The sequence below is a fragment of the Tropheryma whipplei str. Twist genome, from assembly GCF_000007485.1.
Classification (GTDB): domain Bacteria; phylum Actinomycetota; class Actinomycetes; order Actinomycetales; family Microbacteriaceae; genus Tropheryma; species Tropheryma whipplei.
The window spans coordinates 308,589-321,831 of the sequence record NC_004572.3; the positions used below are offsets into that span (position 1 = coordinate 308,589).

At 44.4% G+C, this 13,243-nt stretch carries 14 protein-coding genes; 13 read left to right on the plus strand and 1 reads right to left on the minus strand.

The features are described from left to right. Positions 1 to 2 precede the first annotated feature (2 nt). Genes TWT_RS01385 through TWT_RS01420 form a run of 8 tightly spaced genes read left to right on the plus strand, consistent with a single transcriptional unit; the run spans position 3 to position 9,861 of the window. A complete protein-coding gene (locus TWT_RS01385; RefSeq protein ID WP_011096493.1) occupies positions 3 to 1,397 on the plus strand; it encodes a UDP-N-acetylmuramoyl-tripeptide--D-alanyl-D-alanine ligase in 1,395 nt (464 codons plus the stop codon). After that, entirely contained in the window at positions 1,394 to 2,503 is a 1,110-nt protein-coding gene (gene mraY, locus TWT_RS01390; protein ID WP_011102440.1) for a phospho-N-acetylmuramoyl-pentapeptide-transferase, read from the plus strand. Before TWT_RS01385 ends, mraY begins: the two co-directional genes overlap by 4 nt. Beyond that, positions 2,500 to 4,029: a Mur ligase family protein gene (locus TWT_RS01395; RefSeq protein WP_038105327.1), complete on the plus strand. Its 1,530-nt coding sequence runs from the start codon at positions 2,500 to 2,502 to the stop codon at positions 4,027 to 4,029. The genes mraY and TWT_RS01395 overlap by 4 nt, the downstream gene beginning before the upstream one ends. A 1-nt stretch (position 4,030) precedes the next feature. Continuing rightward, a complete protein-coding gene (murD, locus tag TWT_RS01400; RefSeq protein ID WP_038103895.1) occupies positions 4,031 to 5,473 on the plus strand; it encodes a UDP-N-acetylmuramoyl-L-alanine--D-glutamate ligase in 1,443 nt (480 codons plus the stop codon). Next, on the plus strand, positions 5,473 to 6,585 hold the full coding sequence (gene ftsW, locus TWT_RS01405) for a putative lipid II flippase FtsW (protein WP_011102443.1): 1,113 nt from the start codon (positions 5,473 to 5,475) through the stop codon (positions 6,583 to 6,585). The genes murD and ftsW overlap by 1 nt, the downstream gene beginning before the upstream one ends. Then, positions 6,585 to 7,655 carry a UDP-N-acetylglucosamine--N-acetylmuramyl-(pentapeptide) pyrophosphoryl-undecaprenol N-acetylglucosamine transferase gene (locus tag TWT_RS01410; RefSeq protein ID WP_011096488.1) on the plus strand — a complete coding sequence of 357 codons (1,071 nt, stop codon included), beginning with the start codon at positions 6,585 to 6,587 and terminating at the stop codon, positions 7,653 to 7,655. Before ftsW ends, TWT_RS01410 begins: the two co-directional genes overlap by 1 nt. Before the next feature lie 2 nt (positions 7,656 to 7,657). Continuing rightward, positions 7,658 to 9,085: a UDP-N-acetylmuramate--L-alanine ligase gene (gene murC, locus TWT_RS01415; RefSeq protein WP_011102444.1), complete on the plus strand. Its 1,428-nt coding sequence runs from the start codon at positions 7,658 to 7,660 to the stop codon at positions 9,083 to 9,085. A gap of 26 nt (positions 9,086 to 9,111) precedes the next feature. Beyond that, the gene (locus TWT_RS01420; protein WP_011102445.1) at positions 9,112 to 9,861 is read left to right on the plus strand and encodes an FtsQ-type POTRA domain-containing protein; all 750 of its coding nucleotides are present in this window, start codon (positions 9,112 to 9,114) and stop codon (positions 9,859 to 9,861) included. Between the two features lie 65 nt (positions 9,862 to 9,926). Here the strand turns inward: TWT_RS01420 and TWT_RS01425 are convergent, their stop codons facing one another. Then, positions 9,927 to 10,364, minus strand: coding sequence for a hypothetical protein (locus tag TWT_RS01425; protein ID WP_237696863.1), 438 nt, complete (start codon positions 10,362 to 10,364; stop codon positions 9,927 to 9,929). Between the two features lie 262 nt (positions 10,365 to 10,626). Here TWT_RS01425 and TWT_RS01435 point away from each other — a divergent pair, with 262 nt between their 5' ends. The 5 genes from TWT_RS01435 to nrdR are packed head-to-tail and all read left to right on the plus strand — an operon-like array spanning position 10,627 to position 13,238. Then, positions 10,627 to 11,145 carry a hypothetical protein gene (locus tag TWT_RS01435; RefSeq protein WP_011096484.1) on the plus strand — a complete coding sequence of 173 codons (519 nt, stop codon included), beginning with the start codon at positions 10,627 to 10,629 and terminating at the stop codon, positions 11,143 to 11,145. A 39-nt stretch (positions 11,146 to 11,184) separates the two neighbouring features. Continuing rightward, positions 11,185 to 11,592, plus strand: a complete 408-nt coding sequence (locus tag TWT_RS01440) for an FHA domain-containing protein (protein WP_230453814.1) — start codon at positions 11,185 to 11,187, stop codon at positions 11,590 to 11,592. A 5-nt stretch (positions 11,593 to 11,597) separates the two neighbouring features. After that, on the plus strand, positions 11,598 to 12,275 hold the full coding sequence (locus tag TWT_RS01445) for a transcriptional regulator FtsR (RefSeq protein ID WP_011096482.1): 678 nt from the start codon (positions 11,598 to 11,600) through the stop codon (positions 12,273 to 12,275). 42 nt (positions 12,276 to 12,317) lie between these two features. Beyond that, complete coding sequence (locus tag TWT_RS01450; RefSeq protein ID WP_011096481.1) at positions 12,318 to 12,794, plus strand: MerR family transcriptional regulator; 477 nt, start codon at positions 12,318 to 12,320, stop codon at positions 12,792 to 12,794. After that, the gene (gene nrdR, locus TWT_RS01455; protein WP_011096480.1) at positions 12,795 to 13,238 is read left to right on the plus strand and encodes a transcriptional regulator NrdR; all 444 of its coding nucleotides are present in this window, start codon (positions 12,795 to 12,797) and stop codon (positions 13,236 to 13,238) included. It begins immediately after the preceding gene. Positions 13,239 to 13,243 lie beyond the last annotated feature (5 nt).

The window sequence follows — 13,243 nt, forward strand, 5'->3', positions numbered from 1 at the left end:
ATATGCTAATCAGGCGTGCCGATATTCAACGCGTGACCGGCGGTATTTTGCACAACACCTCTTTATCGGAAAGTTTGTTGCCAATTAACGGGCGCCTGAAGATAGATTCAAGGAATATTTCACAGGGCGATATTTTTGTTGCTCACACTGGCACAAAATTCGACGGGCATGAGTTTTTATATCAGGCAAAGCAGTCTGGTGCAAGCCTTGCAATTGTGACGCGTGTACAGGAAATTGACCTTCCACAGTTACTTGTTGGCAATGTCACAGAAGCCATGCATGCAATTGCAGGTTTTAAACTATGTCTCAGTAGAGATACGATTACGGTGATTGGGATCACGGGGTCGAATGGTAAGACAACAACCAAGAGTGTTCTCGCATATGTTCTGTCAAAATTTGGTAATACTGTGGCAACTCATGGTAATCAGAATAATGAAATAGGTTTTCCAATCACTGTTTCCAGAATTGAGCCTTTAACAAAATATCTTGTCCTTGAATACGGTGCATTTAAGCCTGGTGATATAGATTGTTTAAAGAAGATCGCTGTGCCCGATATTGCAGTTCTCTTATCAGCAGGCCATGCTCATGTTGAGAAAAGTGGCAGTTTAGAAAGTGTCTGTTCAATGAAAGCTGAGCTTGCGCGCGACCTGCCAGAGGGATCAAAGGTATTGCTCAATTATGATGACCCGAGGATTGCCAGGCTCTCTGTTGGAAATCGATATTATTTTGGAACGGATAAGCGCGCGCATTTTCGGGCGAGTCACGTAGAAACAAATATAATCAAGACGCGTTTCATTGTTACTTATCAAAAGGGTAGCGTGGAGGTTGAGACTAAACTGATAGGTAAACACCAGGTCAGTAATGTTCTGGCTGCCCTGTCGACTCTTGTTCTTTTGGGATTTGACGCTGAGGTGTGCGCACGGTATATATCAGAGGTTAACCCGATTGATGGGCGTATGCAATATATTCCTCTCGGAGACTTTTCCATTATTCATGATGCCTACAATGCGTCCTTTGAATCGGTGAAGTGCGCTCTTGACTCGCTTGTTGTTTTGGGGTCTCTAGCCAAACGGCGTATTGCTGTTCTTGGGCGAATACATGATATGGGGGAGCTGGCACAAGATGTATATAGGCAGCTTGTCAAACAGTTTTTGGACACAGACATTAATCTTCTGGTTATTGTTTCAGAGAAACAGATGTATCTCATAGCTAAGGAATTGGCCAAAGGAGTGCCAAATAAGGAGATTGTGTGGTTTGAAGATCTGGAAACAGCAAAACATGAGATATTTGATTTATTTTCTCCAGGAGATATAGTTCTTTTCAAAGCCTCAAATGCGGAGAATTTTTCTAGCCTCGTGGAGAGTGTAAAGCACAAAGCAGGCAAGTTTGCGGGATGATTGCAATTTTGCTTGCCGTTGCATTCGGTATTACATTCACACTGTTTACTACCCCATTTTTTATAAGACTGTTTAGGAAAATTGGTTGGGGTCAGTTTATCCGACTTGATGGCCCAAGGCAACACGCAATTAAACGGGGCACACCAACCATGGGTGGTCTTGTAATAGTTGTTGCATCGATTATTTCTTATTTTCTGGCAAATTTTTTCTTAGGGCTCAGTGTAGAGCCTTCGGGACTGCTTGTTATTTTTATGTTTGTTGGAATGAGTCTTGTTGGTTTTCTGGATGACATCCTAAAGGTAAGAAAGCAGCACAGTGGAGGGCTGGGTCCTTTCTATAAAGTTGTTTTACAAAGTTTTATTGCGGTGCCATTCGCCCTCCTTACCTTTCTTGTCAAGGACGCAAGAGGCATCCCTCATTCGAGTATGTCCATTTCATTCGCGCGTGATACGGGGATTAATTTTTCCGCACTGTTTAGCTTAGGGATAATTGGCGTGTTTTCTGCATGGATTCTATATCTTCTCTGGATAAATCTTATTGCGGTTTCGTCTGTGAATGCAGTAAATATTACAGACGGTCTGGATGGGCTCGCTGCCGGCGCTATGATTTTCACAATGCTTGCATACGTAGTTATTGGATTTTGGCAGTCTGGTCAAAACTGCGCAAGAAAAAGCCTTCCACTGGAAAATATATCAAAATGTTATTCGGTAAATGGGCCGCTTGATATGTCGATTCTTGCCGCAGCAATACTGGGATCATTGCTCGGATTTTTATGGTGGAATACAAATCCGAGCAAGATAATGATGGGTGACACTGGTGCACTTGCGCTTGGTGGAGCGGCTGCTGCTTTGAGTATTCTTACCCACACCCAGTTATTGTTTCTTGTGCTGGGCGGCTTGTTCGTTATAGAGGCAGGCTCTGTTATTTTGCAGATTGCTTTCTACAAGAAGTATCGACGCAGGATTTTTCTTATGAGTCCCTTACATCACCATTTTGAGCTAAAAGGTTGGGCTGAAATCACTGTTGTTGTGCGTTTTTGGATAATTGCAGGTTTATTCACTGCCCTTGGTATTGGTTTATTTTATGCGGATTGGCTATATTCGTGACTTTGCAGGGTAAACCATACAGATTATCTGATCTAATAAAACAAACAGGTGTGCGCCTTACCGATTGTTCGAATCAGTTCTCAGATAGGTTTGTATCCGGGATAACACAAATCGCTCAGAGTGTTGAACGGGATGATATATTCGTTGCGTTTCAGGGTAAAACTCGTCACGGAGTTGAATTTCTAGATCAGGTACAAAGCTGTGCCGCGGTGCTGACTGACAATAAAGGCAGGCATATCATGCAGTCTGATTGTTTACCAACACGCAGTACGCCGATTCTTGTTACAGATTCTCCTCGTTCAGATCTTATCGTGCTAGCAAAGAGAGTGTATCCGATCGATGATATTCGCATTTTCGGAATTACCGGGACAAATGGAAAAACAAGCACAATGCATATTGCTGCCAAGCTGCTTGAAATGATGGGCATTTCGTGTGGCATTAGCACGACAATAGGCAGTTCCGCTTCAGAGTCTGACAGTTGTCTAACAACCCCAGAACTATGCCAGCTATATGCTCGTATTTTCACCGCAAAACAGGCACGGGCGGACTTTTTTGCCCTTGAAGCTTCCTCGCACGCAATAAATCGAGGCAGGCTCGGGGACATTGTTCTCGAAGTTGCTGCGTTCACCAATCTTACCCCAGAGCATATGGAAGAGCACAAAAATATGGAGGCTTATTATCAAGCAAAAAAGGCTTTGTTTTTGAATAAGAGGTCAAACAGTGCGGTTATCAATATTGATACACCATACGGGATACGTCTTTTTAAAGAAACGGGCTGCAGTGCTTCGGTTATTTCAGAAAACACAAAATACGGGTTGGACCACAAGCTATTCTGGCAGGCAAGCGTTCGTAGAGTTGGGTTGTCATTCGGATTTACGCTTATCTCTCCGAGCGGTTACCGCGTTGAAAGCAGTATTAGTTTGCTCGGTAAAGCATTTGCTTTAAATACATGTATGGCAATAGTTATTCTTTGTAATCTTGGTATCGATATAGAAAGAATTGACAGTGTTCTACGTAAGGCCGGCGGTCTAAAAATGGTTTTACCAGGTCGAATGGAGGTTTTTCAGACAGGAAACAGTCCGCGAGTAATTGTTGATCATGGACATACTGTGGATGCGGTTGAAACAGCGCTTGTTGCAGCCAAATCGATAACTCGAGGTCGGCTTATAACAATCATTAATGCCGATGGTCAGAGGGATCCCTCAAAGCGTAAGCATCTTGGGCAGCTCTGCGGAGCTTACAGTGACAAATTGTTTATAACTGACGGGCATTCCCGCTTTGAAAATCCAGCAGAAATAAGACGCATGATTCTTGACGGAGTTGAAGGTCCTCGAAGGCAAGTAGAGCAGATACCCTCTATGACACAGGCTGTTTTGGCGGCAATTGATATTGCTAGATCCGATGACACCGTTTTATGCTCTGGTTTTGGCGATGATCCTTATCTTGATGTCCTCGGGAAGAAAATTCCGTATTCTCTCAGAGATGAAGTGCGCAGGGGACTTGAAAGATTTGCGCAGGGGACTTGAAATGTCGAGGGTTGAGGGGCTTACAAGTTGGTATTCAGATTGGCAAGGTCTTTCTGCGGCAATTCTGGGGATTGGGGTTTCAGGTTTTGCCGCCGCCGATTCATTACGTGAACTGGGTGTTGATGTTACTGTATATGCCCCGGAAAAGCATACGCGGTATAACAAGCTTCTTGATGCGATTGGTGCAAGATATGTGTGTGCATATCTTGACGAATTGTGCGAGGTAGATGTTGATTTTATCGTGGTTTCGCCTGGTATTTCTCCTGATAATCCCGTGATTAAACGATTACGTGACAGGCAGATCCCCATATTGAGTGAGATTGAGCTTGCATGGCGCGTCAGGGACAAAGTCAATACTTGTCCATGGATATTGATTACAGGCACGAATGGCAAAACAACAACTGCTCTACTTACGGGCAGTATGCTTGCTAAAGACGGTGCGCGGGTTGCTGTCTGCGGAAATATTGGCACTCCAGTTCTTGATGCCGTAAGAAACCCCAAGGGGTTTGATTATCTTGTTGTTGAGCTGTCCAGTTTTCAGCTCTCACTGCTCCCGATGCACGGAAATGGTGCGGTTAAGGGTTTTTCTTCTGCTTGTGTGAATCTTGATGAAGACCACCTTGAATGGCACGGCGCAAAGGAATTGTATTACTGTGCAAAGTCTCGTGTTTACCACGGCACAACAGGTTTTTGTGTGTACAACCTAGATGATGAAGAGACAAAGAAAATGGTTGAACAAGCATGTGTTGCGCGAAATGTTAGGGCAATTGGTTTCGGTCTTTGCGTGCCAGATGTGGGCCAGGTTGGAATCGTTGATGGAATTCTGTGCGATAGGGCATTTTTATCCGCGAGAAAAGACAGTGCACTTGAGATTACAAGTGTGGAAAAACTTGAAAAAAACAAATTATCGATGCGGCATATTATTTCCGATGTGCTTTGTGCTGTAGCTCTGGCTAGGTCGGTTGAAACAAACCCGTTGTCGATATCCCGGGCATTGGATGAGTTTTGCCTATCACCTCATAGGACCGAAGTGGTCGCAAAAGAGATGGGGGTTATGTGGGTAAATGACTCAAAGGCAACCAATCCACACGCAGTTATTGCATCTCTCTCGAATTTTTCCAGAGTAATTTTGATTTTTGGCGGCCTTATGAAGGGTGTTGATGTTTCTGGTATATTCGACAGGTTTTATGAAACAATAAAGGCTGTTGTAGTAATCGGCAAAAATCAATCCTTTGTGGGGAACATAAAGTGCAAGAAGATTGTATGCATACCCGATTCAAATGATCCGATGTCAGAAGCCGTCGCCGCCGCAGATCTGCTCGCCACTCCTGGTGATACCGTACTACTGTCACCGGGTGGTTCATCATTTGATCAGTTTGAGAGCTATGAGCATCGAGGCAATTGTTTTATAAATGCCGTGAAAGATCTTGTCAAGCGTAAATAATGACAAAGCATAATAGGCTCATATCAGCAAATTATTTTTTATTATTGGCCAATGTGTTCGCACTGAATGCAATTGGGCTGGTTATGGTTATATCGGCATCTACAGGCGTCAGTGATGATGGTGCTCGCTCGGTTATAAGCCAGATTATTTACACAGTTATCGGGTTTTTACTAATGTTTACCATTTCGGTTCTGCCCGAGCAGTTTTTTTTCCGATTTAGTAATATCTTTCTCATTGCTGCGTGCATTTTGCAATCTGCTGTGCTGTCCCCACTTGGCGTAAACAGTGGGGGTAATACAAATTGGCTAAGATTTGGTCCGATTACATTACAGCCGTCTGAGCTTTTGAAGCTTGCGGTGATTCTGTGGCTTGCAACAGGCCTGACGAAGAGACGCAGTACTTCGAGTGATTTGTCAAAGGGTGTTATACCGTCGTTTGTTGTAATTCTTGCGGTTTGTGGACTGGTATTTCTTGGCAATGACCTTGGGAATGTGTTGATTATTGTGATTATTTTCTTTGGGGTTATGATTTTTGCCAATATTCCTATGATCAGTCTTGCATTTCCCCTTGGCGTATTCTCTGGAATAGTATTTTTGGCCGCCACTTTGAGTCCGAATAGAATGGGGCGAATATTGAATTTCTTGAATATAAGCTGTGACAAAGTGGACCAGCATTATTTGACGCTATGTTGGCAACCGATACAATCAGTGTGGGCTCTTGCAAATGGAAATGTTGCGGGCGTTGGTTTAGGCAGGTCGGTGGCGAAGTGGAATTGGCTTCCGTCTGCTACAAGTGACTATATTTTTGCAATTCTTGGTGAAGAGTTAGGCTTTGTTGGTTCAATTTCCCTCATTCTGCTGTTTCTTTTTTTGGCTATTACTATGGTGAGGATTGCAAGAGATGCAAATGATCTTTTTGCGAGGTCTATTATCGGGGGTGTAATGTTTTGGCTTGTCGGGCAGGCTCTTATAAATATCGCGGTTGTTCTAAGGTTTTTTCCGGTTTTGGGGGTTACCTTACCCTTTGTTTCTGCCGGAGGCTCTGCCCTTACAACATCTATGATGGCTGTTGGGCTTGTTCTGGGGCTCATCCGCAGGTCTAGTCGCGTATAATGAGTAGGATTTTATTAGCAGGCGGCGGAACTGCGGGGCATGTAAATCCGCTGCTGGCGCTCGCAGATGTGCTGAAGGTATCTGGTCATGCTACATTTGCGCTTGGTACATCTGAGGGGATTGAAAGTCGCCTTGTACCAAATTCGGGTATCGATTTTTTTACGATACCGAAGTTGCCCTTTCCCAGGAGGACCAGTAGACATATCTTGTGTTTTCCCTTTAAGTTTTTTTCTTCCGTCAAGCTTGTTAGATCGATTCTTATTGAGCACAAGATTCAAGTGGTTGTCGGGTTTGGGGGATATGTGGCAGCTCCTGCCTATGCCGCTGCGATCAGCCTAAATATTCCATACGTAGTGCATGAGTCGAATGCCAGGCCTGGGTTGGCAAATCTTCTTGCTGCGCATTTTGCAAAGTGTGTGGGTATTTCTGTGATAGGTGCCTTACCGTGCGGAAAACTTGTTGGAACTCCGATTAGGCGCGATCTTACCGCGGCGGCTTCTTTTGATCCTGTTTTGGCAAAGGAGAAGCTTGGGTTGGACCCGGTGAGAAAACTTCTTCTTGTTTTTGGTGGCTCACAGGGCAGCGCGAAGATTAACATGCATATGCGTGCGGCGTTGCCCAGGGTGCTCAAGTTATGCGATGAGAAGAATTATTTATGGCAAGTCTTGCATATAACCGGATACGGCGATTCTATTGATGTGAACATGCCTCATTATAGCTCTGTGCGTTATATGGACAGTATGGGTTACGCCCTTTCTGCAGCTGACCTCGTTGTTAGTCGTGCGGGGTCCAGTACAGTTGCAGAGTTGTGCACCTTTGGTATCCCGGCAATATATATCCCTTATCCATTTGGTAATGGTGAACAGAGGCGCAATGTCTCTCATATGGAGAGCGCAGCGCGTATTATTCAGGAGAATGATCTTTCTCAGATACGTCTTGAAGACGAGCTCCTAGAGCTTATGACTGACGATGAACGGCGTGAGGCAATGTCCATTGCGGCAAAACGGTTTGCTATCTGTAATGCTGCCCAAAATACTGCGAGCCTGATTGAGCTCGCACTTTCCTCTTAGGCATGGGGATTTATGCGAAGGACGTACCCCTTCCCGAATCAATAAATAGAGCTCACTTTTGTGGTATTGGCGGTTCTGGTATGTCCGCAGTTGCAAGGCTCTTTCTGCAGCTTGGTATTTCTGTATCTGGTACTGATAGAAGTGATTCGATAACACTTTCTGAACTTTCCCAGGCGGGTGCAATTGTAAAAGTTGGACATGATCCAGCAATGCTTGAGGGTGTTGATACATTTGTTTATTCGGGGGCTATAGATAGCTCTAATCCGGAGTACGCGTACGCAGAACGTGCCCGCATTAATCTGTTACACAGATCTCTTGCCCTTAAGTGGATCACCCGAGGAAAAAGACTTATAAGCATTGCGGGATCTCACGGAAAAACATCGACAACTGCCATGATTGCAACTGCCCTCCATGTACTGGGCAATAAATGCGGTGTTGCAAACGGGTCATACATGAATTTTTTTTCAGCAAATGCACTTTTGGGATTAAATGACTTGTTTGTCATCGAGGCTGATGAGTCTGATGGCTCTTTTCTTTTCTACGACACGGATATATCAGTTGTGAACAATATCAGTATGGATCATGTGGATTATTACGGCTCGCAATCTGCTTTGGAAGGCAGTTTTTTTGACTTTTCATTACGTTCGTCCGATGCAGCGGTTATTTCGCTTGATGATGCGGCATGTATAAAGATCGCAAGCAAACTATTGCAGTCTTCTGGTTCTAGAGGACCCTCAAAGAGGGTAATAACTTTTGGTAAGAATAGGTCGGCGGATGTTTGTCTTTATGAGATGGGCTGCATGAATCCAGCAAGATTTACGGTTTTATATGAGGGCCGCTTTTATAATGCAGGTTTCAAAGGTCTTTTTGGGGAGCACCACGCGGTAAATACCTGTGCCGCGCTGTCAGTTCTATTGTGTCTCGGATACGGAATCTCTGAGTCGCTTGAGGCAATTCTATCTTTTAGCGGAACCAGAAGAAGGCTTGAGTTGCACTTTGATTCAGGCGGGAAAGATGGAATAAAAATTTTCGATGATTACGCTCACCACCCGAGGGAGATAAGAACAGCTCTAACTGCAATTCGCAGCGTGCAGCATACGCGGCTTATAGCTCTTTTTCAACCCCATTTATATTCGAGAACCGCGGCATTACACAGGGAGTTTGCATCTGTTTTGGAAAATTGTGCTGATTTTACAATTATCCTGCCGGTTTACGCAGCACGTGAGTCACCAATTCCTGGAGTAGATGCGAAGATTATTTTTGATGCATATAGAGATAAACGCAATGTCGTGATGCTTGAAGGATTTGATCACACATTGAGTTTTTTTAGGCAATTCTTGCGCGATGGTGATTTAGTTATCACACTTGGTTGCGGAGATGTTTATAAGATAATTCCAAGTATTGTCGAACAGCTTAGATCGGCAAGATGAGTGCGAATTCGGTGACGGTTTAGATAATGACAGTTATAGATAATGCCTATCAGAACTTTCTTTATTGCCGCAAGCAGCGCAAAGATTACGAGAGGGTCTGTAAGATACGTACAAAGATTATAAGGAGGTTTATCCTGCTTGCATGCGCTGTCTTTCTACTGTTCTGTATGCTTTCGGCTTATTCACCAGTTATGTCTCTGCGCAGTATCCGAGTGGCTGGCAATATGCAAGTCAAGACCGATGATATAGTGGCCGCTCTTCGCGGGGAGTTTAACAAACCGCTTGCCTTTGTTGATCCGGAAACTGTTAGAAAAAAGCTGGCTAAATTTAAGTTACTAAAGGAGGTTACAGTGGAAGCCAAACCCCCAGGGGCGATACTTGTTAGAGTCTCCGAACGTGTGCCGCTCGCCTTTTTAGAGAGACCGGACGGCTTTCATGTGCTGGATGAAGACGGCGTTTCGCTGAAGGTAACCCAAAGTCCCCCATTGGGAATGGTAAGAATTGATGTGAAAGATGGTAATCAAGAGCAGCTTGTTGCTTCCCTTGGGTGGGTAATTGCAAATATTCCAGATGCCCTTAAAAAACGTGTAGACCTCATTTCTGCCGAGACCCCATCGGGAATAAATCTCAAACTTGATAACAGTACTAAAACCGTGTTTTGGGGTAGTTTTCAAAACAGCAAACTAAAAGCAAAAGTGCTTGAAAAGCTGTTATCCATTCCCGGGCATTACAGTAGTTTTAATGTCTCCGCACCAGAAGCCCCAGCAGTGAGCTAGGCCGATAGTTTTTAGCATATGTGTTCTTATTTGTGTGTGTAATGGGGGATTCTTAGTGTCAAGGCTCACACTCCAAATCCAGCACGCGTTATCATCAGCCCGCATTCTTCATCTTCTCTAATAGTGAGCTCTATGGTCATTTCGTTACCAATTAGATTTTTGAATCTTATCTGTACATCGGCACTTTTATCGGTTAATGTGATAACCCTGAATTTTAGGCTCTGTGCTGCCGGTGATATTTTGGAAACAACTGTTGTATGACTTTTCAGTGTTCTGCTCAGAAGTGGATTTAGATATCTACTGACAAGCATCGGCTTTCCTTCACTAACGGCTAAGAAATACGCGTAAGTAATTTTCTTTAAGTTTTCCACAGACAGTAAACCGTTAGGTTTATCGATTACAGATAAGGAATCTGTGCCGCGTATATCATCCGTGTTATTCACAGAATTTCTTGCCGTTTTATAGCTGTTGCATTGCACATGTTTGATGAATTTTGCATGCATTGTTATCCACAATCGCTTTCCTAAAATTTCAGGTCTACATATTACGTAGACTGAGTGCACTCAGTTTTTCTTGAAAGAAATTTTGTGGAAAAAGTTTGCTGTTGGTGTATTTTCAAACGGTGCAGGTCCCACAACCCCTGTTGTTGTAGTACACCCTAACAATCGGACAACCGTTTGCCTCACCTGTATCTGTAACAGGGCAGTCATTCGTCTTCGGCCCAAGTGCATCGGTGAGCCTGTGAAACATATTTTGTCTAGTTGAATGCGATGGGGTATATCTGCAACATACGGCAGTGATAGACTTCTGTATGTTGTGGATTTGAGGGTGGATGGTTTTTTTCGGATTGTTGACCGCTTGTGTGGCGGCAGGCCTGCTCGTGTTGCCCTCGATTCTTCTGCGAATAAAAGGCTTCAGGTTGTCCTGCTGCTTCTTTTGTTTGATCTCTTGCTGACATTCGGGTTTTTTGTGTATTCATTGTCTGGCCTGTTTGTGCATCCCGTATCGGCCTACAGATCTGCGGTGCTTTTATGCCTTTCCCTGGGTTCCCTGTATTTTGTGCTTAGGGCCCGTTTGGGGTATGTGTGGGCTTTTGGTAGATTGAGGCTTTTTGCAAAAATAGCACCCTTAATTGCACTTGCAACTCTGGCTTTTTCTGGTCTGTATCCTTCTTGGGAATTCAAGCTTGAGCAGGTTCTTTTCTCTGTTATTCTCTTTACCTCTTCTATTGTTCTTGAGTCGCGTCGACTTATATGGGTGTTTTTTTGTCCGGCCAAAACCTAGGGGTTTTTCTCCTGCGTGAGGGGGGTTTCTGTGTCTAATGTGCCTGAGGGCGAGACAACGCTTGTTAATCTCAGTGCTGCTCTTTCTTATTCACAGCCTCTTACCCATGAGGAGCGCCAGGTAATTTCAGCTCTGCCGCCCGGGGCGGGGCTGTTGATTATCAGGCGTGGTGGTTATTCGGGCTCCCGGTTCTTGCTTGATACGCAAATTTCTATTGCCGGAAGGCATCCGGCCTCTGATATTTTTCTTGATGATGTTACCGTTTCTAGGCGTCATGCAGAATTCAAACGCGACGGTGATATTTTTAGAGTTGTTGACTTGGGTTCCCTGAACGGTACTTTTGTTATGCAGCAAAGAGTTGACAATGCTGTTCTGTGTGATGGCTTCGAGGTGCAAATTGGTAAGTTTCATCTAACCTTTTTTACCTCAAAGGCCCTGAAAGGCTAGGTATTTTGTCTTCTGCGCAAGAAAAAACTGATCGTCCATTTACCATTGGTCAGGTTTTGTCCATCTTGAAAAAAGAATTTCCGGATGTCACATCATCTAAACTGCGGTTTTTAGAAGAGCAGAAGCTTATTATTCCGCCCAGGACATCTGCCGGCTACCGGGTGTTTTATCCTGCTGATGTCAAAAGAATAAGGGTTATACTGCGGATGCAGCGCGACGAATATCTTCCGCTCAAGATTATTCGCTCCCGCCTTGATTCGGCAAATATTGCTCTTTCGACTACTTCGGGTGTCTCTATGCGGCGTGAGGAGCTTGTATCTCGTGCTGGTGTTCCGGCAACTCTTTTTACAGAGGCCGTAACCCATTCGCTTATCAAGCCATCAGAGTGTTACGGGCAGGATACTCTCAAACTATTGGTCTGCCTTGCAGCTCTGAAGAAAATGGGGATTTCACCCAAGCATCTGACATTTCTTAAAAAAACCGTTGATAAAGAGTACCTGCTTTCTCATAACGCTGTTCTTCCGCTGCGTGTAAGGAAGGATGAGGGGTTGCTTGAACATTCATTTTGTGAGCTCCTCAATAATATGCAGGTAATTCAGGCAATACTGGTATCTCAGGTTAAAAAAGATTTTTTACAAAGTTCTAAATCTAAGATTGATCCAAAAGATTTGGCCAGTTCTTAAGCTAAAGTTTCTACAGGATCTTTTGTAAATCGAGGAGTTGCTTTGTCTGGAAATCTTGCTGAGGCGCGGCAGAGGGCTGGGTACAGAGGCGTTGTTGCGGCCCGTGTTGCGGGTATCACGTACCGGCAGCTGGATTATTGGGCCCGAACAGGCCTCTTGATTCCTACAGTTCAGGAGGCTAGTGGGTCTGGCAGTCAGAGGATATATGATTTCAAAGATATTCTTGTGCTGAAGCTTGTTAGGCGGCTTCTTGATGTTGGTATAAGCCTCCAACAGATTCGGGTTGCCGTTGAGCAGCTTCGTTCCGCGGGCTTGAAGGATTTATCGGCTGTAACCCTTATGAGTGACGGTGTAAGTGTCTATCTATGCAGGTCTAATAGTGATGTTATTGATCTTTTAGCAAAGGGTCAGGGTGTTTTTGGAATTGCCGTTGGCAAGGTTCTTCGCGAAATAGAGGATACTTTGACCGGTATTGAGTCTCGCGAGATGAATGCCGAGAGAAAGTATCTTTTATTGTAGATGCGCTGTCTGTTTTGCCGGTCTGATGATACAAAGGTTATAGATTCCAGGACATCTGAGGATGGCATAAGCATAAGGCGTCGCCGTGAATGCCAGTTGTGTAAGAGGCGTTTTAGCACCCTTGAAACTGCAAGTCTTACCGTTATAAAGCGAAATGGAACCTCCGAGCCATTTAGGAGGGAGAAGGTTGTAACCGGGGTGCATAAGGCCTGCCAGGGTCGCCCTGTAACAAAGGCTGATCTTGCCGTTTTAGCTCAGAGGGTTGAAGAGAGCCTGCGTGCATCGGGTAATAGTCAGGTTGATTCCAATGATATCGGTCTTGCAATACTCCCTGAGCTTTTGAGGCTTGACCAGGTTGCCTACATAAGGTTTGCTAGTGTATATCAAGATTTTGACTCTCTGGAAGATTTTTCCAGGGCTGTAGAGAGGCTGAAAAATCAGTAAGATCG

Bases quoted from the DNA above. Each gene is read 5' to 3' on its own strand.
- TWT_RS01420 (WP_011102445.1), top strand. From the start codon at position 9,112: ATGACAGTTATAGATAATGCCTATCAGAACTTTCTTTATTGCCGCAAG.
- TWT_RS01410 (WP_011096488.1), top strand. From the start codon at position 6,585: ATGAGTAGGATTTTATTAGCAGGCGGCGGAACTGCGGGGCATGTAAAT.
- nrdR (WP_011096480.1), top strand. From the start codon at position 12,795: ATGCGCTGTCTGTTTTGCCGGTCTGATGATACAAAGGTTATAGATTCC.
- TWT_RS01385 (WP_011096493.1), top strand. From the start codon at position 3: ATGCTAATCAGGCGTGCCGATATTCAACGCGTGACCGGCGGTATTTTG.
- murC (WP_011102444.1), top strand. From the start codon at position 7,658: ATGGGGATTTATGCGAAGGACGTACCCCTTCCCGAATCAATAAATAGA.
- ftsW (WP_011102443.1), top strand. From the start codon at position 5,473: ATGACAAAGCATAATAGGCTCATATCAGCAAATTATTTTTTATTATTG.
- murD (WP_038103895.1), top strand. From the start codon at position 4,031: ATGTCGAGGGTTGAGGGGCTTACAAGTTGGTATTCAGATTGGCAAGGT.
- mraY (WP_011102440.1), top strand. From the start codon at position 1,394: ATGATTGCAATTTTGCTTGCCGTTGCATTCGGTATTACATTCACACTG.
- TWT_RS01435 (WP_011096484.1), top strand. From the start codon at position 10,627: ATGCGATGGGGTATATCTGCAACATACGGCAGTGATAGACTTCTGTAT.
- TWT_RS01425 (WP_237696863.1), bottom strand. From the start codon at position 10,364: ATGCATGCAAAATTCATCAAACATGTGCAATGCAACAGCTATAAAACG.